Source organism: Mycolicibacter heraklionensis, assembly GCF_019645815.1.
In the GTDB taxonomy this organism is placed as follows: domain Bacteria; phylum Actinomycetota; class Actinomycetes; order Mycobacteriales; family Mycobacteriaceae; genus Mycobacterium; species Mycobacterium heraklionense.
This window is the reverse complement of the sequence record NZ_CP080997.1, coordinates 242065-263205: the sequence shown is the minus strand read 5'-3', so window position 1 is coordinate 263205 and position 21141 is coordinate 242065. Positions and strand designations below refer to the sequence as shown.

Sequence of the window (21141 nt, the reverse complement as noted above, 5' to 3'; positions counted from 1 at the left end):
GGTCCTTCCGCGCTCCCCCTCGGCACGATCTTACCGAAGAGTAACTTGTGTGCTGCCCGCGCCGCCGGAATCAGCCGTGGCAGCGCGTACCGGGCAACTTGACCGCGGCCACCCGCGCCAGCGAGGCGTCGACGGCCTCCTGCTTCAGCTCACCGGCGGACACCGCCTGCTCCAGCCTGTCCAGCACCGCCGGAACCTCGTCGGTGGTGACCCACAACGCGATGTCGACACCGGCCGCAAGGCTGCGCAGCACCGCTTCGGCGACCCCGTAGTGCTCGGTGATCGCCGCCATCGAAGACAGGTCGTCGCTGAACACCGGGCCGTCGAACGCCGGGCCGTGATAGTCGGTACCGGTGCGCAGCAGCTTGACCGCCGCCGGGCTCAGGCTGGCGGGATCCTCGGTCAGCCCGGGCACTTCCAGGTGGCCCATCATCACCGCCACCGGCGCCTGGGTGACCAGGGTGCGGTAGGGCACCAAGTCGTTGTCCTGCAACTGCGTCAGGGACGGGGTGACCACCGCACCGGCGGTGTGCGAGTCACCGGAACCGTGGCCGTGACCGGGGAAGTGCTTGAGCACCGGCAGCAGCCCGGCGTCACGCAGACCCTGCGCGTACGCGCCGGCGTACTCGGTGACCTTGGCCGGGTCCGACCCGAACGAACGGTCACCGATCACGGTGTCGTCGTCGGTGTCGGAGTCCACCACGTCGACAACCGGCGCGAAGTCGACGGTGATGCCCAGGTCAGCCATCTTGCGGCCCCGCTCGGCGGCCAGCTCACGTACTTGCGCGGCGCTGCTGGTCTGCGCCAGCTCCTTCGCCGACGGCGACTTCCCGATCAGCGACGACAGCCGCGACACTCGGCCGCCCTCCTCGTCCACGCTGACCGCCAGCGGCAGCGGGCCGGTGGGCGCTTGGCTTTCCTTGATCTCCTTCAACGACCCATCGGTGAGCAGGGACAGCTCGGTCCAGCTGCCGATGAAGATGCCGCCGACGTGGTGATCGGTGACCACCGCGCGTGCATCCGCTGCGTCGCGGACGCCCACCATCACCAGCTGCGCCAGCTTGTCGCGGACCGACAGGGCCGACACCTGCTCACACACCGGGTCCACCGGCGGCGCGGCAACAGTGGTGTCCGACGGTGCGGCCTCCGACGCCGGCGCGGGCGTCTCGTCACGGTGCGAGCACGACGTGACGAGCGCCGGCAGCACCGCGGCGGCAAGCAGCAGACCGGGCAGTTGTCGAGTCAGCGATCCAGGCATCGCACCATGCTGTCACGGCCGGAACAAGAGGGTACGCAAGGCCCACGTGCTACGTTGGCGGTCGGGCGCCAAGCGGGGGCTGGTGTTGATGGCGTCCTTGATCTACGTCACGAGAGTGCAGAAGGAGCCTGACCATGCCTCGGTTCGTGGTGCCGGCCGCCATAAGCATCGTCGTGGGGGTGTTGCTGGGTGCGGCGGCCGTCTTCGGGGTCACGCTGATGGTGCAGCAAGACACCAAGCCGCAGATCGCCGGAGGCGACCCGGCGTCCTCGGTGCTGAACAGGGTGGAATACGGCAACCGCGGCTGACCTGCGGACGCCGGCAACACCTGACCGTCCGCCGGCACAGTCGCAGGCTGTGACACCGTTGCCGCGGCGCTGGTTGTGGCTGGTCGGCGCCGTCTCTCTGACTTGTAGCCTGCTGCAGGCTCCCGGCCGGATCTCTCCGGACACCAAGCTCGATCTGACTCTCGCTCCGCTGCGGTTCCTGGCTCGTGCCGCCAACCTGTGGAGCAGCGAGCTGCCGTTCGGCCAGGTGCAGAACCAGGCGTACGGCTATCTGTTCCCGCACGGCGCATTCTTCCTGGCCGGTGACCTGCTGGGGCTGCCCGGCTGGATCGTTCAGCGGCTGTGGTGGGCCGTGCTGCTGACTCTTGCGTTCTGGGGCCTGCTGCGGGTCGCCGAGACGTTGCGGATCGGGACCCCGACGGCACGGGTGATCGGCGCCGCGGCATTCGCCCTGTCGCCGCGAGTGCTCACCACGCTGGGTTCGATCTCCTCGGAGACATTGCCGATGGTGCTCGCCCCGTGGGTGCTGCTACCGGTCATCCGGGCGCTGGGCGCGCCAGGCGATCCGAGCCAGGACGCCCCGCAGCGGCCGGCACGGATGCTGGCCGGCCAGGCTGGGGTCGCGGTTGCGCTGATGGGCGCCGTGAACGCGGTCGCGACGCTGGCGGGCTGCCTGCCGGCGATGATCTGGTGGCTGTGCCACCGCCCCAACCGACGCTGGTGGCGGTTCACCGGTTGGTGGCTGCTGGCGCTGACGCTGGCGGTGACCTGGTGGCTGGTGGCCCTGGTGCTGTTGGGCCGAGTCAGCCCGCCCTTCCTGGATTTCATCGAATCGGCGGGCGTCACCACCCGGTGGACCTCGCTGACCGAAATGCTGCGCGGCACCCACAGTTGGACACCGTTCGTCGCGCCGAACGCCACCGCCGGGGCGCCGCTGGTCACCCGCCCGGTGATGATCCTGGGCACCTGCCTGGTCGCGGCCGCCGGTCTGGCCGGGCTGACCGGCATGCTGTCGCGGCGGTCGCCCGGCGCCGGACGGCTGGTCACCATGCTGCTGATCGGGGTGACGCTGCTGGCCATCGGCTATGCGGGCGGGCTTGGCTCGCCGCTGGCCCACTCGGTGCAGGCGTTCCTCGACGGAGCGGGAGCGCCGCTGCGCAACCTGCACAAACTCGAGTCGGTGATCCGGATCCCGGTGGTCCTGGGGCTCATTCATCTGCTGGGCCGCATCCCGCTGCCGGGCAGCGCGCCGGCACTGGTGTGGCGGCGCGCGTTCGTGCACCCCGAGCACCACAAGTCGGCCGCTGTTGGCCTGGTGGTCCTGACGGCCCTGCTGGTCAGCACCTCGCTGGCCTGGACCGGCCGGCTCACCCCGCCGGGGACATTCAGCGCGCTGCCGCAGTATTGGCGCGACGCCGCCAGTTGGCTCGCCGAACACAACGGCGGCGGCGCGACCCCCGGCCGGGTGCTGGTGGCGCCGGGAGCGCCGTTCGCCACCCAGACCTGGGGCACCAGCCACGACGAACCCCTGCAGGTCCTCGACGTCGGCCCGTGGGGGGTGCGCGACTCGATCCCGCTGACCCCGCCGCAGACCATTCGGGCGCTCGACTCGGTGCAGCGCCTGTTCGCCGCCGGCCGCCCGTCCGCCGGCCTGGCCGACACTCTGACCAGACAAGGCATCTCCTACCTGGTGGTGCGCAACGACCTGGACCCCGACACCTCACGGTCGGCCCGGCCACTGCTGGTGCACCGCGCTGTCGACGGCTCACCGGGATTGCAACGGGTGGCCCAGTTCGGCGATCCCGTCGGGTCGGGCACGGTCCCGGGATTCGTCGCCGACAGTGGCCTGCGGCCGGCCTACCCGGCGATCGAGATCTACCGGGTCGGCGACCCGGTGGCAGGCGCATCCGCGGGCACGCCGTACCTGACCGACCTTGACGCGATGCCCCGGGTCGACGGGGGCCCGGAGGTGTTGCTGCGACTCGACGAACACCGCCGGTTGCGCGGTGAGCCGGTGCTGGGCCCGGTGCTGATGACCGCTGATGCCCGGCGCGCGGACGTGGGCACACCGGTGGTCACCGTCACCGACACCCCCCTGGCCCGCGAGACCGACTACGGCCGGGTCGATGACCACTCGTCGACGATCCGCGCGGCCGGCGACCCCCGGCACACCCTGAGCCGGGTGCCGGACTATCCGACGCCCGGCGCCAGCACCGTGTTCGGCGGCTGGCTCGGGGGCCGGCTCACCGCGTCCAGCTCGTCCTCGGACGCCACCACGCTGCCCGACGTCGCGCCGTCGACTTCGCCGGCCGCCGCCATCGACGGCGACTCGGGAACCGCCTGGGTGTCCAATGCCCTGCAGTCGGCGGTCGGCCAATGGCTGCAGGTGGACTTCGACCACCCGCTGACCAACGGCACCATCACCGTGACGCCCAGCGCGACGGCCGTCGGCGCGCAGGTGCGCCGGATCCAGATCTCCACGGTCAACGGCACCACCACGCTGCGGTTCGACCGCGCCGGCGAGCCCCTGATCGCCGCGCTGCCCTACGGCGAAACACCCTGGGTGCGGATCACCGCGTCGGGCACCGACGACGGCTCCCCCGGCGTGCAGTTCGGCATCACCGATTTGGCGGTCACCCAGTACGACGCCTCGGGCTTCGCGCATCCGGTCGACCTGCGCCACACGGCGCTCGTTCCCGCGCCACCCGCAGGCGCCCAGGTGGCGCAGTGGGACCTGGGTGCGGGCTTGCCGGGCCGAACCGGCTGCGCGCCGGCCGACGGCGCGGTGCGCTGCGCGGCGTCGATGATGCTCGAGCCCGAGGAGCCCGCCACCTTCAGCCGCACCCTGAACGTGCCGCGGCCCATGTCGGTGACCCCGACCGTCTGGGTGCGGCCGCGTCAGGGCCCGAATCTGGTTGACCTGATCGCCGAGCCGGGAAGCCTGCGGGCCCGCGGTGACGCCGACGTGCTCGACGTACTGGGGTCGGCGTATGCCGCCGCCGACGGTGACCCGGGCACGGCGTGGACGGCGTCGCAGCGGGTGGTCGCGCACCGGTCCCCGCCGACCCTGACCATCACGCTGCCCCGGCCGGTCAAGGTGACCGGAGTGCGGTTCACTCCCAGCCGGTCGCCGCTGCCGGCGCATCCCACGCTGGTGGCGATCGACTTGGGCTCGGGCCCCCAGGTCCGGGAGTTGGCGGAATCCGACGCTCAGCAGGTGCGGCTGCTGCCGCGGGTCACCGACACCGTGACGATCAGCCTGCTGGGGTGGGAGGACGTGATCGACCGCACCGCGATCGGCTTCGATCAGCTCAAGCCGCCGGGGCTGGCCGAGGTCAGTGTGCTGGGCGCCGACGGACGTCCCGTTGCCCCCGCCGATCACGCCCGCAACCGGTCACGTCCGGTCCACGTCGACTGCGACCACGGCCCGATCATCGCGATCGCGGGCCGGTTCGTGCACACCTCGATCACCACGACTGTCGGCGCGCTTCTCGACGACAAGCCGGTGGCGGCGCAGGCCTGCGATCTGCGTCCGATCGCATTGCCGCCCGGCGCGCAGGAGTTGATGATCAGCCCCGGCCCGGCGTTCGTGGTCGACGGCGCGACGCTGTCCGGGCCGTCAGCGGTTGCCGGCGCGTCGAAGACGACACCGGCGGTGCTCGGCGCCTGGGGCTCCGACCGGCGGGAGGTGACGGTGCCCGGCGCCGCGGCCGCTCGGGTACTGGTCGTTCCGGAGAGCATCAACGGCGGGTGGGTGGCGCGCACGTCGGACGGCGCACGCTTGGCTCCGGTGGCGGTCAACGGATGGCAGCAGGGCTTTGTGCTGCCCGCGGGCACCGACGACACGATCACATGGGAGTTCGGGCCTAACCGGATGTACCGGTTCGGGATGGCCGGCGGGCTGGCTCTGCTCCCGCTGCTGGCGTTGTTGGCCTGGTGGCCGGCGCGGCGGATCCGCGATCCCGGGCCGCCAGTGCAGCCCTGGGGCCCGAGCCGCCGCGTGGCGGCGACCGGTGCCCTGACGGTCGGCTTCTTGATCGCCGGGATCACCGGAGCGGCGGTGTTCGGGGCCGCGCTGGTGTTGCTGTTCGCACTGCGGCATCGGCAGCGCGCATTTGATGTGGCACGGCTCGGGTTGAGCGCCGGCGGGCTGATCACGGCGGGTGCGATGCTGTGCCGGCATCCTTGGCGGTCGGTGGACGGCTATGCCGGCCATTCCGCGGGAGTGCAGCTGGCGGCGCTGGTGTCGGTGGCGGTGGTGGCCGCGACCGCGGTGGTCGCCAGCGGTGTCAGGCGTTGACTCTGCGAGTACGGCGTGCCCCACTCGCACTCTTGCGCCATGGACGCAGAGCCAGCGCCTGTACTTCTGGGCGCCCGGTTACTGCGCGGCTTCGAGCTTCTCGATCTGCGTGTTGAACAGCTTCACCAGATCCTCGGCGTGCGTCGCGTCGTCGGATCCGTCGCTCTCCATCCGCAACCCGATGTCGTTGCTGGTCGCCACCACGAGCACCCCGCGGTAATAGCCGGAGATGGTGGAGGCCGTGATCGAGATCGGCAACCGGATGGCGGCCTTGCTGGCGCTCGTGATCACGGTCGCGACCGCCCACGGCGGCACCCCATCCGCATCCAGCGGGTTCATCTGGATGTCGGTGGTCACCGAACGCCCGTTCTGCTCGAAGGTCTGCTTGAACGTCTGGCACTTCTCCACGAACCGCTTCAGGTTCGGATGATCCGGCGTCAGCGCCAGCCGCACGCGCATCGTGTGCAGGCCGCCGGGCTGCAGCTTGGCCAACGTCGCCGTCGCCGTCTGCGTGGCGGACGCGGGACTGGAGTAGAAGTCGGCGCATTCGGGCGGGTCGACCGTCAGATTGGGCATGTCCGAGGGCGCGTCGCCGGCACTGTTCACCCCGCTGATCCACTTTCCGCCGGACGAGTCCGGGAAGGAGGACCGCTCCACCAGCATCTCCGAAGTCAGGTTGGTGATGTCAGGCTTGCGAGACGGCTTGTCCTCTGCCGTGAGCCGGCCGCCGAGGCTCAGTACCAGGCCGACGACCACCACAACCGCCACCGCGGCCGCGGCCAGCGACAGCCACAACACCTTGCGTGACCTGGGCTCAGGCCCCGGAACCGGCCACGGCGCACCATAGGGCGGGTAGCCCCCGGGGGCCACGCCGGCCGCGTCGTCCTCCACCCACAGCGGCCACCCCGGGGGCGGGGGCGGCCACGTCGGGTCAGGCGCCCAGTTGGCGTCCGGTGCCCAGCCAGGTGGCGCGGGCGGCCAGTTGGGCGGTGGGTTGAAACGCATCGGGCAACTCCCGTATCGATGTACTGACGCTGGCTCGTCGCGAGCCTACGCGGTTCGATGGTGGCAGGCTGGACATGCACTCTCCCACCGCAGCGCTTGACAAGGAGGTCCGCGTGCCCGCAACACCCATAGCCACGACCAACCCCGCCACCGGCGAGACGGTCAAGACGTTCACCGCCGCCAGCGACGCGGAAGTCGATGCCGCGATCACCCGCGCGGCGAATCGCTTCGTCGAATACCGTCGCACCGATTTCGCTCAGCGTGCCAGATGGATGCACGCCGCGGCCGATCTGCTGGAGACCGAAGCCGACGAGGTCGCCGCCATGATGACCCTCGAGATGGGCAAGACCTTGACCTCGGCCAAAGCGGAAGCGCTCAAGTGCGTCAAGGGCTTCCGGTACTACGCCGACCACAGTGAACAGTTGCTGGCTGACGAGGTCGCCGACGCATCGAAGGTCAACGCGTCCAAAGCGTTCGCCCGCTATCAGCCGCTCGGGGTGGTGCTGGCGGTGATGCCGTGGAACTTCCCGCTCTGGCAGGCGGTGCGGTTCGCCGCCCCCGCCCTGATGGCCGGCAACGTGGGCCTGCTCAAACACGCCTCGAACGTTCCGCAGACCGCGTTGTACCTCGCCGACCTGTTGACCCGCGCCGGTTTCCCTGATGGCTGCTTCCAGACCCTGCTGATCTCCTCGGGTGCTGTCGAGCGGGTGTTGCGCGACCCGCGGGTGGCGGCGGCAACCTTGACCGGCAGCGAGCCCGCCGGGCGTTCTGTCGCGGCCATCGCCGGCGACGAGGTCAAACACACCGTGCTGGAATTGGGCGGCAGCGACCCGTTCATTGTCATGCCCTCGGCCGACCTGGAGGCCGCGGTGCGCACCGCGGTGACCGCGCGGGTGCAGAATAACGGCCAATCATGCATCGCGGCAAAGCGATTCATCGTCCACACCGACATCTACGACGACTTTGTCACCCAGTTCGTCAGCCAGATGTCTGCGCTGCGGGTCGGGGACCCGACCGACCGGGACACCGACGTCGGGCCGCTGGCCACCGAAGCGGGCCGCGACGAGGTGGCGCAGCAGGTCGATGCCGCCGCCGCTGCCGGCGCGGTAATCCGTTGCGGAGGCAAGCGACTGGACCGCCCAGGCTGGTTCTACCCGCCCACCGTCATCACCGATATCAGCCGCGACATGGCGATCTTCACCGAGGAGGTGTTCGGCCCGGTGGCATCGGTGTACCGCGCCGCCGACATCGACGAGGCCATCGAGATCGCCAACGCCAGCCCGTTCGGCCTGGGGTCCAACGCCTGGACCCGCGATGAGGCTGAGATCAGCCGGTTCGCCGACGAGATCGAGGCCGGCCAGGTCTTTATCAACGGCATGACGGTGTCCTACCCGGAGCTGCCGTTCGGCGGGATCAAGCGATCCGGCTACGGCCGGGAACTCTCGGGCCACGGCATCCGGGAGTTCTGCAACCTCAAGACGGTGTGGGTGGCCTGACGCCGACCCGTCACCCCGCCGCGAGCTTGGCGGCGACGCCCACCACCCGGGTGGCCAGGTGGTCGAGTGCGGCCAGCGTGGCCTCGTCCAGATCGTTCTGGTTGTTCGGTCCGGTGACGTGCCCGACGCCGTAGGGGTTGCCGTCGGCGAACTTGATCGGGTCGGTGTAGCCCGGCGGGACCAGGATGCCGCCGAAATGCATCAGCGACACGTAGAGATTCAGCAGCGTGGCTTCCTGCCCACCATGGGCGGTCTGACTCGAGGTGAAGCCGGCATAGACCTTGTCGGCGAGTTCGCCCTTGGCCCACAGCCCGCCAAGCCCGTCCAGAAAGTTCCGGAATTGTGCTGAGGGGGAACCGAATCGGGTGGGCGAGCCGAAGATGACGGCGTCCGCCCAGACGATGTCGTCGCCGGTGGCCGCCGGCAGGTCCTTGGTCGCCGAGTAGTTGGCGCTCCACGCCGGGTTGTGGGCAAAGGTCTCCGGGTCGCGCGTCTCCTGGATGTGCCGCACGCGGACCTCGGCGCCCGCCGCCTCGCCCGCCTGGGCCACCCGCTGCGCCATCTTGGTGCCGTGCCCGGTAGCCGAGTAGTAGATAACCGCCAACTTCGTCATTGCCATCTCTCCTTTTTCTAGGCGCCTGCGAGCAGGCGTTGCATCTCATTGATTTCCACGCTGGCCGTATCGCTGCGGCGGGGTCCGCGCAGTTCTAGTAGCCGAGCGAAGTCCCTGGCCGCCTTGGTAATCCGCTCAGACAGTCCCTGCGCGCCGAAGTCGGACGTCGCCGCGTACACGCCGGTGGGCGACACCAGCGCATGCAGATAGCAGAACATCGGACGCAGGGCGTGGTCCAGCACCAGCGAGTGCCGTTCGGTGCCGCCGGTCGCCGCGATCAGCACCGGCGTGCCGTCCAGGGTCTGCTCGGGCAGCACGTCGAAGAACGACTTGAACAACCCGCTGAACGTCGCGTTGAACGTCGGCGTCACCGCGATCGCTCCGTCACTGGCCGCGACCGCGTCGAACACCGCCTCCAGCTCCGCCGAGGCGAACCCGGTCAACATGGCGTCGGTGATCGCCCGAGCCAGGTGCCGCAACTCGACGACCTCGATGTCGACCTGCCCGAGCTCGGCGCGGACCGCCGCGGCGAGCCGGTCGGCCAGCAGCCGGGTGGACGACGGCTCACGCAACCCGCCGCTGATCACGACCAGTCTCATGACGCCTCCTGGATTTCGGGTTGCCGCGCAGCCTCAACCAGGGACTGGTGCGTCGGCGCACCGGGAACGTGCGCGGGCCGGCCGATGGCGAATTCCTTGCGCAGCACCGGGATAACGTGCTCACCCAGCAGATCGAGCTGCTCAAGCACCGTCTTCAACGGCAGACCGGCATGGTCGACCAGGAACAGCTGGCGTTGGTAGTCGCCCACGTAGTCACGGAAGCCCAGCGTCTTGTCGATCACCTGCTGCGGCGAGCCGACCGTCAGCGGAGTCTGGGCGCTGAACTCCTCCAGGCTCGGGCCGTGGCCGTAGACCGGGGCGTTGTCGAAGTACGGTCGGAACTCGTTCACCGCATCCTGGCTGTTGGGCCGCAGGAACACCTGCCCGCCGAGCCCCACGATCGCCTGATCGGCACCACCGTGGCCGTAGTGCGCGAAGCGCTGGCGGTACAGCTGCACCATCCGTTTGGTGTGCGACGCCGGCCAGAAGATGTGGTTGGCGAAGAAGCCGTCACCGAAGTGCGCCGCGAGTTCGGCGATTTCGGGACTGCGGATCGACCCGTGCCAGACGAACGGGGGGATCCCGTCCAGCGGACGCGGCGCCAGGGTGAACCCGTGCAACGGGGTGCGGTACTCACCACTGAAGTCGACGACGTCCTCGCGCCACAGCCGGCGCAGCAACTGATAGTTCTCCACGGTCAGCGGCAAAGCGGCCCGGATGTCCTTGCCGAACCAGGGATACACCGGGCCGGTGTTTCCGCGCCCCAGCATCAGGTCCACTCGGCCGTCGGCGAGGTGCTGCAGCACGCTGTAGTCCTCGGCGATCTTCACCGGGTCGTTCGTGGTGATCAGCGTGGTGGCGGTGGTCAGCTGTATGCGCTCGGTCTGCGCCGCGATATAGCCCAGCAGGGTTGTCGGCGACGACGGCACGAACGGCGGGTTGTGATGCTCACCGGTGGCGAAGACGTCCAGGCCGACTTCCTCGGCCTTCTTGGCGATCGCCACGGTCGCCTTGATGCGCTCGGCCTCCGTCGGCGCGCGGCCGGTGGTGGGGTCGACGGTGACATCGCCGACGGTGAAGATGCCGAACTGCATACCGGTGCTCGTCACGGCAGGCCTCCTTGGGTTGTTGGTCGCAACTCTAGCTGATAGTTGCTAACGCAACTACTTTACGATCCATTCCCTCGCCTTCTAGCTGTTTAGCACGGCTATCAACTTGGACGATTGTGATTTCGTCAACTATATTTGGGCCTCATGGAGGCACCATGGCTCAACGAGGAGGAACAGCGGATGTGGCGGGGCTACCTCGACAGCACGCGCTTGCTGCTCCGTAGCCTGGACCGGCAATTGGCCGCCGACGCAGGACTGAACCTGTCCGACTTCGAGATCCTGGCGCTGCTGTCCGAGGCGCCCGACCGCCGGCTGCGGATGAACGAGTTGGCCGACATCACCGTGACGACCCGCAGCGGAGTCACCCGAGCGGTCAAACGGCTGACCGACGCCGGCTGGGTCCACCAGGTCAAGTGCGAGGAAGACAAACGCGGCCAGTACGCCGAGCTCACCGAGTCGGGCATGGACAAGTTGCGAGCGGCCGCGCCGGGCCATGTGCAAGCGGTGCGGGCCGGCCTGTTCGACTCGCTCAGTCCGCGTGAGGTGGAACTGTTCACCCACTCCTATGCGCGAATCCGCGACAATCTGCTGGAGCAGCCGTAGGCATTCTCGGCGAAGGCAGCCGACCGCCGCGTCAATCTCCATACGATCGAGCCATGTCGCAATGTCACACCGCGCGCGGGCCCATCGACACCGCCGACCTCGGCGTCACCCTGATGCACGAGCACGTGTTCATCATGACCACCGAGATCGCCCAGAACTATCCGGAAGCCTGGGGCGACGAGGAGGCCCGGGTGGCCGACGCGATCACTCGGCTCAACGAGCTGAAGGCCGCCGGGGTCGACACCATCGTCGACCTGACGGTGATCGGCCTGGGCCGCTACATCCCGCGGATCGCCCGAGTTGCCGCGGGCACCGAACTGAACATCGTGGTGGCAACCGGCGTCTACACCTACAACGACGTGCCGTTCTTCTTCCACTATCTGGGTCCAGGCACCATGCTGGACGGACCGGAGATCATGGCCGACATGTTCGTCCGCGACATCGAGACCGGCATCGCCGACACCGGGATCAAGGCGGCGATCCTCAAGTGCGCCACCGACGAACCGGGCGTCACTCCCGGCGTCGAGCGGGTGTTGCGCGCGGTCGCCCAAGCCCACCGGCGTACCGGCGCACCCATCTCCACCCACACCCATGCCGGCAGCCGTCGCGGCCTGGAACAGCAGCGCATCTTCGAAGAAGAAGGCGTCGACCTGTCCCGCGTGGTGATCGGCCACTCCGGGGACAGCACCGACCTGGGCTACTTGGAGGACCTGATCGCCGCGGGCTCGTACCTGGGTATGGACCGGTTCGGCATCGATCTGATCCTGCCGTTCGAGGAACGCGTGAACACGGTGGCGGCCATGTGCGAGCGCGGCCACGCGGACAAGATGGTGCTCTCGCACGACGCCAACTGCTATTTCGATGCGCTGCCCGGCGAACTGAGCTCGGTGGCCGCACCCAACTGGCACTACCTGCACATCCACAACGACGTGATCCCCGCGCTGCGGCAGCGTGGCGTCACCGACGAGCAGCTGCGCACCATGCTGGTCGACAACCCGCGCAAGATCTTCGAGCACTCCGGCGGCTACTGAGGCCCCCGCTGGGCTTCGCCGACGTCACCGCGCCGGCACAGCAGCACGTACCGCCAGCGACCGAATCAGGGCGTGGAGGCGCTCGTGGGTGGCGGCCTCGGGATCGCTGAGGCGCAACTGCAGAAGTTCGCGAGCGGCGGCATGCAGCATGCGGGCGGTGTAGTCAGGATCCGGCAAGTCGGGGTAGCTGCGCAGCAACTCGCCCACCAAGTAGGCGCGCACGACTTCTTGCGCCTGCGCAAGACGCTCGTGCAGTTCCGGCGGCGCGCCCTGCGGCGGGAACAGGAACAGCCGCCACGTGGCAGGGCAGGCGTCGACCGCGCGGAGCACGCTGTCGAACCTGCTGACCAGAACGCCGTCGCCGCCCGGTTCCGTCGTTTCGGCGATCACCTCGGCGAACTGGTCGGCCGCCCGCGCGGCTTCGCGATCGATCAACGCGACGAAAAGCCTGGCGGGGTCGCCGAATTGCTGATAGATCAGCGACCGGTTGATCCCGGCCTCGCGGGCTATCCGGTTCGGCGTGGCCGCGTGAAATCCCTCCGCGTCCACGATCGCGTGGGCGACATCGAGGATCTGGCCACGCCGGGCCTCGGCCGTCATCCGCCGCCGCGACTGCCCCAAAGTCATAGTTGACAGCATAACTAACACTCTGTTACTTGTGTAACTAACAATATGTTAGTTATCTGGAGGCCGTGATGCCCACGCACTACCCCGAGCTTGCGGAACGTGTTCGCAGTCAGCGCGAGGTGCAGCCGGACCTCTACGGCGACATCGACTTCGACAAACAGCCCTACCGCACCACCACCGATCCGGCAGACCGCTCGGCCCTGCCGGAGTGGGTCGCCGAGCGCGCCCCCTACCTGGCCGACGAACGGGCCGTCGAACTGATCCGCACGACGACCCTGCTCGGGGATGTGGTGGCCGACCCCTATGCGGCGCTGATGTCCGAATACAGCGTCACCGCGTTGATCGACATGCTCCAGTTGGCCTGCCGCAAGGGCATTGACGCGGTCGCCGACGCGCCACCGGAGCTGGCGGCGTTCATCGCCGATATGGAAGCCGCGCCCCCGTGGCTGGACATGGACCTGGTGCGTGAGGGCGCTCGGCACGCACGCATTCCGGCCGCATTGGTGGCGCCGTTCGTCACCCGCGGGGCCTTTATCGCGACCTTCGTCAACACCTACGCAGCGCTGCCCATGGCACTGACCGGCGCGTTGTCCGGCCGTCGCGCCGCGCGCCGGGTCAACGAGACGACGAGCTTTTTCGCCGTCACCACGCTGCCCGGGGCGTTGGACCGCTACGGCCCGGGCTTCGAAGCGGCCGCCATGGTGCGGCTGATGCACTCGATGGTTCGCTACAACGCGCTCAAGCGCTCCGAGAAGTGGGACATCGACATCTACGGGCTGCCGATTCCACAGGTCGACCAGATGCCGGCCGGCATGATCAACCTCTACCTGCTGGCCACGGCCGCTCACCGGAAGGGGCGCACCGAATTCAGCGCGAGCGAGCGCGCCGTCGTCGAATTCACCCGCTACCGGGCGTTTTTGCTCGGTCTGCCCGAGGAGCTCCTGCCGACCACCCCCGCCGAGATCATCCACCTCATCCACACCCGCGGGGCGCTGCTGCGCGAAGACTTCGACGACGCCACCTGCGGGGAGATGGTGCGCTCGACCATGGCGGCCTATCTGCGGCCCGTCGACACCCGGTGGGAACGCATGGCCGACGCCGTCGAGAAGAGCTACAGCAAGGCCGCCTTCACCAAGGCCTTCTGCAACGGCGACCGCGCCGTCGCCAAGGACAAGGGGGTGTCGATCGGCCTGGCCGACTACCTGCGGATCGGCGTGACCGCGCCGTTCATCATCGGGCGCCTGCTGGTGGTCCGGCGCGCCAACCGGATCCCGGCGCTGCGTCAGATCACCGACGACTACCTGGTGCGGCTCGTCAAACGTCGACTGCAGACCTACGGCAAACCCGAATTCACCAGCGATGCAAATGATTACACACCAGCGGGGCAGCTGGCGCAATGAGCCGAGGGCGGTTACCAGACCAAACGGGCGAGGTAGGTCTGCGCGTATTTGCGGACGGCGACCGTGTCGTTGATGTCGAGCACCCCTGCCCTGTTGGTGAGCAGTGATGCCACGAGGCGCACCAGGATCTCCGCGGTGGTGAGGACCGCCTCGTCGGGCATGGTCACTCCGCAGAGCCGCAACGTCGCGGCGACCAGATGGCTGGCACGCACCAGAGCCTTCTCACCGTTGGGCGTGTTCACTCCGATGAGCAGTTCCGGTTCGCTTTCGATGACCGCGGTAGCAAGCGGATTCTCGGTGATGCGGCGCATGGCGAGGGTGAAGCATTCCACGATTGCGCCGGCGGCATCCTGGGCACGGGCAGCGTGGCCGAGCTCCACGAAGAGGGCCTGGGTGTCGGTCTCCACCAGCTGCTCGAACAGCGCTTCTTTGGTGGGGAAGTGCCGGTACAGCGTTCGACGGCTCACTCCGGCCCGCTGGGCGACAGCGTCGATGTTGGCCCGGCGAAAGGCATGCCGCTCGAACTCCACCCGAGCGGCCTCGAGAATGGCGCCCGCCGTGCCACTCATGGGATCGCCGACCTTGACTGCTGCCGGACCGGCCATGTGGTTCATCCTGTCATGCTCGGCGGTGAGCTGGGCCGACGTGCGGTGGCGGCCCGACCTGGCCGCGTTTCCCTCGTGTTATCGTGACACAATTACATGAGTTTGTGCCATTGTGCGGACGATCTGCTTGTTGCCGGAGGTCATCGATGCCCACGCACTACCCCGAGCTGCACCAGCGCGTGCGCCGTCAGGCCGAGCTGTTGCCGGAGCTCTACGGGGATTTGAACTTCGACGTGCAGCCCTACCGCACAGCGCTCTCCCCCGACGACGTCTCGTCTCTGCCAGGCAATCCGGCTACCCGGGCCAAGTTGCTGGCCGACGATGCCGCCGTCGAGCTGATCACGACGGCCACCTGGCTGGGTGATGTGGTGTCGGACTCCTACGCCGCACTGATGGGCCAGTACAGCGTCAGCTCCCTGATCAGCATGCTCAAGCAGGCTTGTCGGCAGGGCATCGGCGCGGTGCCCGATGCGCCGCCCGAGCTGGCCGCCTTCATCGCCGACATGGAGGCCACGCCGGACTGGCTGGACATGGACCTGGTCCGACAGGGCGCCGAGCACTCCCGACTCCCGATGGCGCTGTTGGCGCCGTTCGTCGTCCGCGGGGCGTTCATCGCGACCTTCCTCAACACCTACGCCGCGCTGCCGATGGCACTGACCGGCGCCCTGTCGGGGAAGCGCGCCGCCGGGCGGGTCAACGAGACCACCAGTTTCTTCGCCGTCACCACCCTGCCCGGCGCACTGGACCGGTACGGCCCGGGCTTTGAGGCGGCAGCCATGGTGCGGCTCATGCACTCGATGGTCCGTTTCAACGCGCTCAAGCGATCGCCGAAATGGGACGTCGACATCTACGGGCTGCCGATTCCGCAGATCGACCAGATGCCGGCCGGGATGATCAACCTCTACGTGCTGGCGATGGATGCCCGCCGCCACAAACGCACCGAGTTCACGCCAAGTGAGCGCGCCCAGGTCGAGTTCACCCGCTACCGCTGCGTGCTACTCGGCCTGCCCGAGGAGCTTTTGCCGACCACACCCGACGAAATCATCCGAGTGTTCAGTGCCCGCGCCGCGCTGCTGCGCGACGACTTCGACGACTCCACCTGTGGGGAGCTGGTCCGCTCGACGATGGCCGCCTACCTGCGGCAGGAGGACACCCTTCGCGAGCGCATCGCCGACGCTGTCGAGAAGAGCTACAGCAAAGCGTTTTTCGTTAAGACGTTCTGCGGTGGTAAACGGGACGTGGCCGCGAAGATGAGCGTCACGCTCAGCGCGGGAGACTATGCCCGGATCGCCCTCACGGCTCCGTTCGTGGCCGGCCGCCTGCTGGTGGTGCAACGCGCTGTGCGCACCCCCGGCCTGCGCCGGCTGACAGGAGCCTACGTGCTACGGCTGCTCAAGCGGCGGCTGAAGGCCTACGGCACGCCCGAATTCACCAGCGACGTCGCCGAGTACACCCCGTCGGGCAAAGCCGCCTGAGGGGCATCGGGGCGCTCCACTCGGTGCCGCGTCTCCCAGCCCCGTAGCTTCTCGCGGCACGGCTGTTCCACCAGGGCGTAGCTGACCGCGGCGATGGCGACGGTGAACACCATCGTCAGCGCCAGCACCACTGCCATGTCCCCGGTGAACGCGAACCGGCCGATCACCGGGAACACCATGTCGAGGGCGGCCAGGTGCCAGATGAAGATCCCGTAGGACCAGCGGCCCAACGTCACCATCGGCGCGCTGGCCAGGAACCGGTGCGGTGTGTCAGGCCGGTCGAGCACCAACGGCGCCAACAGCGCCCACGCCAAGACACCACCCATCGCGGTGCGCACGATGAACTGCCCGACGGTGGCCGAGGTCAGCCCCTCCGGACCGGCCAGCGGCGACGCCGCGACCAAGAACGCCACCAATGTCAGCAGCGCCATCGGCAGCCGCCGACGGGCCAGCCGGTGCACCCAGCCGACCGGGCTGTGCACCCACTCCGCCAGCAGCATGCCCGCCCCGAACCAGCAGCCGTAGGCCGGCGCCCAGTTCAACGGGTTCACCCCGTAGGGCGTGTGGATGGGCAGAAAGCCCCATCCCAGGCTGAGCAGCGCCATGCCCGCGATCGCCGGTATCCGGGCGCGAACCGGCAACCGCCGCGCCGCCAGCGCCAGCAGGGGCAGGGCGACGTAGAAGCTGACCTCCACGGCCAGGCTCCACATCTGGGTGAGGCCCGGTGTCAGGGTCAGCGGCACATAGATCTGCGTCATCGTGAGGTTGGCCAGCCACACCACCAGACTGGCGCCCCCGGCGTCGGGCAGTAGCGCCAGGATCACCACCACCGACACCAGGTAGGCCGGCATGATCCGCACCACGCGTGACCGCAGATAGTGCCCGGTCGGCGGCTCTCGACGCAGCCCGCGCGCGGCCGCCGCGTGGCCGCGCCACAGCAAAAATCCGCTCAGCGCGAAGAACACCGCGACGGCCATGTCGAAACGACCCCACAGCCGGCCGCTGATCCCCGACGAGTGCCCAGTCTGAAACGCGACGTGCGTGATCACCACCCCGATGGCCGCGCAGGCACGCATGCCCTCGACGGCGGGCAGGAAGCTGCGCACGCCGCCTACCTGCTGGCTCATCTGATTTCCGACCGAGGCATCGATGGACACACAGTAGCTGTTGCATCCGCTGCTGTTAGGGTCAAACAAATTTGGGTACCGGGTCAAAAGGAGGATGCGGCGACGTGAACCGAGCAATCATGATGCGTATCGCGGCATGCGCAGTCATGGGCCTCGGCGCCGCCCTGATGGTCGCGGCACTGTTGCTGTCCACCTACACCGCGGGAAAGATCGCCAAGATCCCGCTCGACATCGATGTCACGCTGATCGGCAACGGCAGCGGCGCCGCGTTGGACCCCGAGTCCCTGGGCAGTGAGCACGCCGTCGTCGACCAGGACGTGCCGCTGGTGTCCCAGCAACAGATCGGAGTCGAGTCGCCCGCCAATGCCGACGTGGTGACCCTGCAGGTCGGCTCGTCGCTGCGGCGCGCGGACCGGCAGAAGGACACCGGGCTGCTGCTGGCCATCGTCGACACCGTCACCCTGAATCGCACGACCGCCGAGGCGATTTCGGACGACACCCACCCGGGTGGCTCGGTGCAGCGACCGCGCAACTTTGAGGACGAAAGCCCGCCCACCAACATCGCCCTGCCGCACGAGGGACTGTCCTACCGGTTCCCCTTCGACACCAAGAAGCAGTCCTACCAGTACTTCGACCCGATCGCGCAGAAGGCCTACGAAGCCAACTACGAGGGGGAGGACGACGTCAACGGGCTGACCACCTACCGGTTCGTCCAGAACGTCGGCTACGACGGCGACGGCAGCCTGGCCGAGCCGGTGCGTTACCCGTCGCTGTACGGCCACGACGAAGACGGTGAGATCACCGCGCCCGCCCGGCTCTGGAACATCGAAGGCGCCGACCCCGACGAGAACGTCACGATGACGCGGTACTACGCGGCGCAGCGCACGATGTGGGTCGACCCCGTCTCGGGCACCATCGTCAAGTCGAAGGTGCACGCCAACCACTACTACGCGCGGGATGCGCTCAAGCCGGAGATCGCCCTGGCCGACTACACGGTGACCAGCTCCGAGGAGACCATCGAAGCGCAGGTCAATGCGGCCCGCAACGAACGCGACCGGGTGGCGCTGTGGTCCCGGGTGCTGCCGATCACCTTCACCGCAGCGGGGTTGATCTGCTTGATCGGCGGCGTTCTGGCCGGCTGGTTCAGCCTGCCGGCCGAGGCCGCGTTGGGGCGGCGGGGCCGGGACGGATCCGACGGTGGGTTCTTCGGTGGGTTCGCGCCCAAGGCGCCGACGACCGAGCAGCCTTCCGGAGCCGAGGCCGAGACCGAGAAGCTGCCGACCCAACGTCCCCAGCTGGACCGCCCGTCGGGGCCCCCAGAGTCGAGCCCCCCGGAGCGCGGCACCCCGGATTCGGCTCCCGACCAGCCGTAGTTTCCCCGTGGTGCGAGCCAGGCGCGCGATCGCGCCGTGCTATGCACTCGGGCTGACGCTGCTCATCCTGGCGCCATTACTGCGTCCGGGTTATCTGCTGTTGCGAGACGCGGTTTCGACGCCGCGGTCCTATCTGACCGAGACCGCCCTCGGGCTCGGTGAGGCATCGCCGCGAGCGGTGCCGCAGGACTTCGCGGTGGCACTGGCATCGCGGCTGATCGACGGCGGCACCGTGGTCAAGGCGCTGCTGTTCGCGGGGCTGTGGCTGGCCGGATGCGGTGCGGCACGACTGGTGGCGATCGTGCTGCCGGAGGCCGGGCTGCCCGGTCAGCTGGTGGCGATCACCGTGGCGATCTGGAATCCCTATGTGGCCGAGCGGCTGCTGCAGGGGCATTGGAGCCTGCTGGTCGGGTACGGCTGCCTGCCGTGGGTGGCGGCGGCGATGCTGGGGTTGCGCGCCGGCGCAACCGGGTCCATGCGGCTGGTCGGCCTGGTGTTCTTTCTGGCGCTGGCCGGCTTGACCCCCACCGGGCTGCTGCTGGCGGCGGTGGTGGCACTGGTGTGTGTCGCGGCGCCCGGATCCGGGCCGCCGCGATGGTGGTGCGCGGCGAGCGCCGTGGCGATCGCGGCGACCGCCGCGCTGCCTTGGCTGATGGCGGTGGTGCTGAGCCCGGGATCCGCACAGGGCGAATCAGCCGGGGTGACGGCATTCGCGGCCCGCGCCGAGCCGGGTCTGGGCACCCTGGGCAGCCTCGCCGGGCTCGGCGGGATCTGGAATGCCGAGGCGGTACCCGGTTCGCGCCGAACCGTGTTTGCGCTCCTGGCGACGGCGGTGTTCCTCGGGGTGCTGGGGCTGGGATGGGCGTCGGTGCGAGACCTGCCTGCGGTGCGTCCGCTGCTGATCCTGGCGGGCTCGACGGTGCTGGCGTTCACCCTGTTGGCTACCGGGCCGGGGCTCGCGCTGCTGCGCTGGGCGACGGAGATCGCACCTGGGCTCGGGGTGCTGCGCGACGGGCAGAAGTGGGTGGCCCTGGCGGTGCCGGGCTACTTGCTGGCCGGCGCCGGGGCGGTCGTGGGGTTGCGGGACCGGTTGCCGCCCGCGCGTGCGGCGCTGGTGTGCTGCGCCGCGCTGATCGTCGTGCTACCCGACCTGGCCGCCGGAGTGGCCGGGCGGGTCACGCCGGTGCACTACCCGCCCGGCTGGGCGGCGGTGGCGGCCAAGATCAACGCCGACCCGCGCCCGGTGGCCGTGCTGCCGGCCGACACCATGCGTCACTTCCCCTGGGCGGGGCCGGCGCCGGTGCTCGATCCGCTGCCCCGGTGGGTGCGCGCCGAGGTGCTCACCACCGGCGACCTGACCGTCGGCGGGCAGGCGGTGCCCGGGGAGGGGACTCACGCCCGCGAGGTGCAGGAGGCGCTGTTGTCCGGGGCTGAGCCGGCCACCCTCGGCGTCAAAGGTGTGGGCTGGGTGGTCAAGGAATCTGATGTAGACGGCGAAATAGGTTCTGCAACAAAAACTCTGACCCGGCTGCCCGTCACCTACCGAGATCCCGACCTGACTCTCTACCGGGTCGGCGGCCGCGCGCCGAAGGCTTCGGCCGGGTCGCGCCGGGCCGCGATGGTTGCCCACCTGGCGTGGCTGGCCATGCTGGTCGTGGGCGCTGGAGGTCTGGCGGCGCCGTCGATCCGACGATGCAAGGCCGTGCGTTAGGCGTCCAGGAAGCGGGCGCGCACCCCGGGCCCCGGGATCGGGCAGGTGTCGTGCCGACCGCCCAACCGATAACGGACGGAGGCGAAGCGGTCGTAGAGCCAGTCACGCAGACCTGCCGGGATGATGCGGGCCGCGAGCAGCAGCCGGAAGGGGCCACCCAGATAACTCAGCACCCGCAGCGCCGCCGCCGATCGAACATCGATGTGCTCATCGGGCCGGCCGGGGTTCGCCACGAAGACCATCGAGTCAACATCCCGCAGCTCCGGATGGCGCTCGATGATCGCGCGCGCGAAGTCACTTTCCAATGCCGCGAATCGCAGGGTGCCGCGCCGGTCGAACCGCAGAATGCTCTGCACCGACCGATTGCAGATTCCGCAGACGCCGTCGTAGAGCAGGACGGGAGCTGGGTGGTCGTCGCTCACCGGTGCACCTCCACGCGTCTGCACAACCTCTTTGTCCAGTATGGAGCAGTGCGCTACCCGGTAGGAAGCTGACGTCGACGGAGGACTGCCAGGCGATAAA

At 69.0% G+C, this 21141-nt stretch carries 18 protein-coding genes; 9 read left to right on the top strand and 9 right to left on the bottom strand.

The features are described 5' to 3' along the window. Positions 1–70: 70 nt before the first annotated feature. Positions 71–1258 (bottom strand): glycoside hydrolase family 3 N-terminal domain-containing protein, encoded by a 1188-nt coding sequence (locus K3U94_RS01250; RefSeq protein WP_220695313.1) that lies wholly within the window; start codon positions 1256–1258, stop codon positions 71–73. Between the two features lie 134 nt (positions 1259–1392). Between K3U94_RS01250 and K3U94_RS01245 the strand changes: the two genes are divergently transcribed. Continuing rightward, positions 1393–1566 carry a DUF2613 domain-containing protein gene (locus K3U94_RS01245; RefSeq protein ID WP_019738802.1) on the top strand — a complete coding sequence of 58 codons (174 nt, stop codon included), beginning with the start codon at positions 1393–1395 and terminating at the stop codon, positions 1564–1566. 49 nt (positions 1567–1615) lie between these two features. Beyond that, positions 1616–5845, top strand: coding sequence for an alpha-(1->3)-arabinofuranosyltransferase (locus K3U94_RS01240; protein WP_220695312.1), 4230 nt, complete (start codon positions 1616–1618; stop codon positions 5843–5845). Between the two features lie 78 nt (positions 5846–5923). Here K3U94_RS01240 and K3U94_RS01235 read toward each other — a convergent pair whose 3' ends face one another. Beyond that, positions 5924–6850 (bottom strand): hypothetical protein, encoded by a 927-nt coding sequence (locus tag K3U94_RS01235; RefSeq protein ID WP_047320475.1) that lies wholly within the window; start codon positions 6848–6850, stop codon positions 5924–5926. Between the two features lie 113 nt (positions 6851–6963). Between K3U94_RS01235 and K3U94_RS01230 the strand changes: the two genes are divergently transcribed. Continuing rightward, positions 6964–8346: an NADP-dependent succinic semialdehyde dehydrogenase gene (locus tag K3U94_RS01230; protein WP_230987343.1), complete on the top strand. Its 1383-nt coding sequence runs from the start codon at positions 6964–6966 to the stop codon at positions 8344–8346. A gap of 10 nt (positions 8347–8356) precedes the next feature. Here the strand turns inward: K3U94_RS01230 and wrbA are convergent, their stop codons facing one another. The 3 genes from wrbA to K3U94_RS01215 are packed head-to-tail and all read right to left on the bottom strand — an operon-like array spanning position 8357 to position 10652. Continuing rightward, a complete protein-coding gene (gene wrbA, locus K3U94_RS01225) occupies positions 8357–8959 on the bottom strand; it encodes an NAD(P)H:quinone oxidoreductase (RefSeq protein ID WP_220695310.1) in 603 nt (200 codons plus the stop codon). Positions 8960–8976: 17 nt separating this feature from the next. Next, positions 8977–9558: a CE1759 family FMN reductase gene (locus K3U94_RS01220; protein ID WP_047320478.1), complete on the bottom strand. Its 582-nt coding sequence runs from the start codon at positions 9556–9558 to the stop codon at positions 8977–8979. After that, the gene (locus tag K3U94_RS01215) at positions 9555–10652 is read right to left on the bottom strand and encodes an LLM class flavin-dependent oxidoreductase (RefSeq protein WP_220696617.1); all 1098 of its coding nucleotides are present in this window, start codon (positions 10650–10652) and stop codon (positions 9555–9557) included. The genes K3U94_RS01220 and K3U94_RS01215 overlap by 4 nt, the downstream gene beginning before the upstream one ends. Positions 10653–10811: 159 nt before the next feature. On the opposite strand from K3U94_RS01215, the gene K3U94_RS01210 reads away from it, so the two are divergent. Beyond that, positions 10812–11270 carry a MarR family winged helix-turn-helix transcriptional regulator gene (locus K3U94_RS01210; protein WP_047320480.1) on the top strand — a complete coding sequence of 153 codons (459 nt, stop codon included), beginning with the start codon at positions 10812–10814 and terminating at the stop codon, positions 11268–11270. A 53-nt stretch (positions 11271–11323) separates the two neighbouring features. Then, complete coding sequence (locus K3U94_RS01205) at positions 11324–12301, top strand: phosphotriesterase family protein (RefSeq protein ID WP_047320481.1); 978 nt, start codon at positions 11324–11326, stop codon at positions 12299–12301. A 24-nt stretch (positions 12302–12325) separates the two neighbouring features. On the opposite strand, the gene K3U94_RS01200 is transcribed toward K3U94_RS01205, so the two are convergent. Then, positions 12326–12901 carry a TetR/AcrR family transcriptional regulator gene (locus tag K3U94_RS01200; RefSeq protein ID WP_220695309.1) on the bottom strand — a complete coding sequence of 192 codons (576 nt, stop codon included), beginning with the start codon at positions 12899–12901 and terminating at the stop codon, positions 12326–12328. 95 nt (positions 12902–12996) lie between these two features. Here K3U94_RS01200 and K3U94_RS01195 point away from each other — a divergent pair, with 95 nt between their 5' ends. Further along, positions 12997–14328, top strand: a complete 1332-nt coding sequence (locus tag K3U94_RS01195; RefSeq protein WP_047320483.1) for an oxygenase MpaB family protein — start codon at positions 12997–12999, stop codon at positions 14326–14328. Positions 14329–14339: 11 nt separating this feature from the next. Here the strand turns inward: K3U94_RS01195 and K3U94_RS01190 are convergent, their stop codons facing one another. Next, positions 14340–14933, bottom strand: a complete 594-nt coding sequence (locus K3U94_RS01190; protein WP_230987341.1) for a TetR/AcrR family transcriptional regulator — start codon at positions 14931–14933, stop codon at positions 14340–14342. Between the two features lie 146 nt (positions 14934–15079). Here K3U94_RS01190 and K3U94_RS01185 point away from each other — a divergent pair, with 146 nt between their 5' ends. Next, the gene (locus tag K3U94_RS01185) at positions 15080–16408 is read left to right on the top strand and encodes an oxygenase MpaB family protein (protein WP_220695308.1); all 1329 of its coding nucleotides are present in this window, start codon (positions 15080–15082) and stop codon (positions 16406–16408) included. Here K3U94_RS01185 and K3U94_RS01180 read toward each other — a convergent pair. Beyond that, the gene (locus K3U94_RS01180) at positions 16345–17535 is read right to left on the bottom strand and encodes an acyltransferase family protein (protein ID WP_220695307.1); all 1191 of its coding nucleotides are present in this window, start codon (positions 17533–17535) and stop codon (positions 16345–16347) included. The two genes, K3U94_RS01185 and K3U94_RS01180, sit on opposite strands and share 64 nt — an antisense overlap. A 104-nt stretch (positions 17536–17639) precedes the next feature. Between K3U94_RS01180 and pgfA the strand changes: the two genes are divergently transcribed. Together pgfA and K3U94_RS01170 are read left to right on the top strand one after the other, a co-directional pair. Further along, positions 17640–18908, top strand: a complete 1269-nt coding sequence (gene pgfA / locus K3U94_RS01175; protein WP_220695306.1) for a cell envelope lipid trafficking protein PgfA — start codon at positions 17640–17642, stop codon at positions 18906–18908. A gap of 7 nt (positions 18909–18915) precedes the next feature. Next, positions 18916–20619: an MmpA family trehalose lipid delivery protein gene (locus K3U94_RS01170; protein WP_220695305.1), complete on the top strand. Its 1704-nt coding sequence runs from the start codon at positions 18916–18918 to the stop codon at positions 20617–20619. Here the strand turns inward: K3U94_RS01170 and K3U94_RS01165 are convergent. Continuing rightward, positions 20616–21041 (bottom strand): thiol-disulfide oxidoreductase DCC family protein, encoded by a 426-nt coding sequence (locus tag K3U94_RS01165; protein WP_220695304.1) that lies wholly within the window; start codon positions 21039–21041, stop codon positions 20616–20618. The two genes, K3U94_RS01170 and K3U94_RS01165, sit on opposite strands and share 4 nt — an antisense overlap. Between the last annotated feature and the right edge of the window lie 100 nt (positions 21042–21141).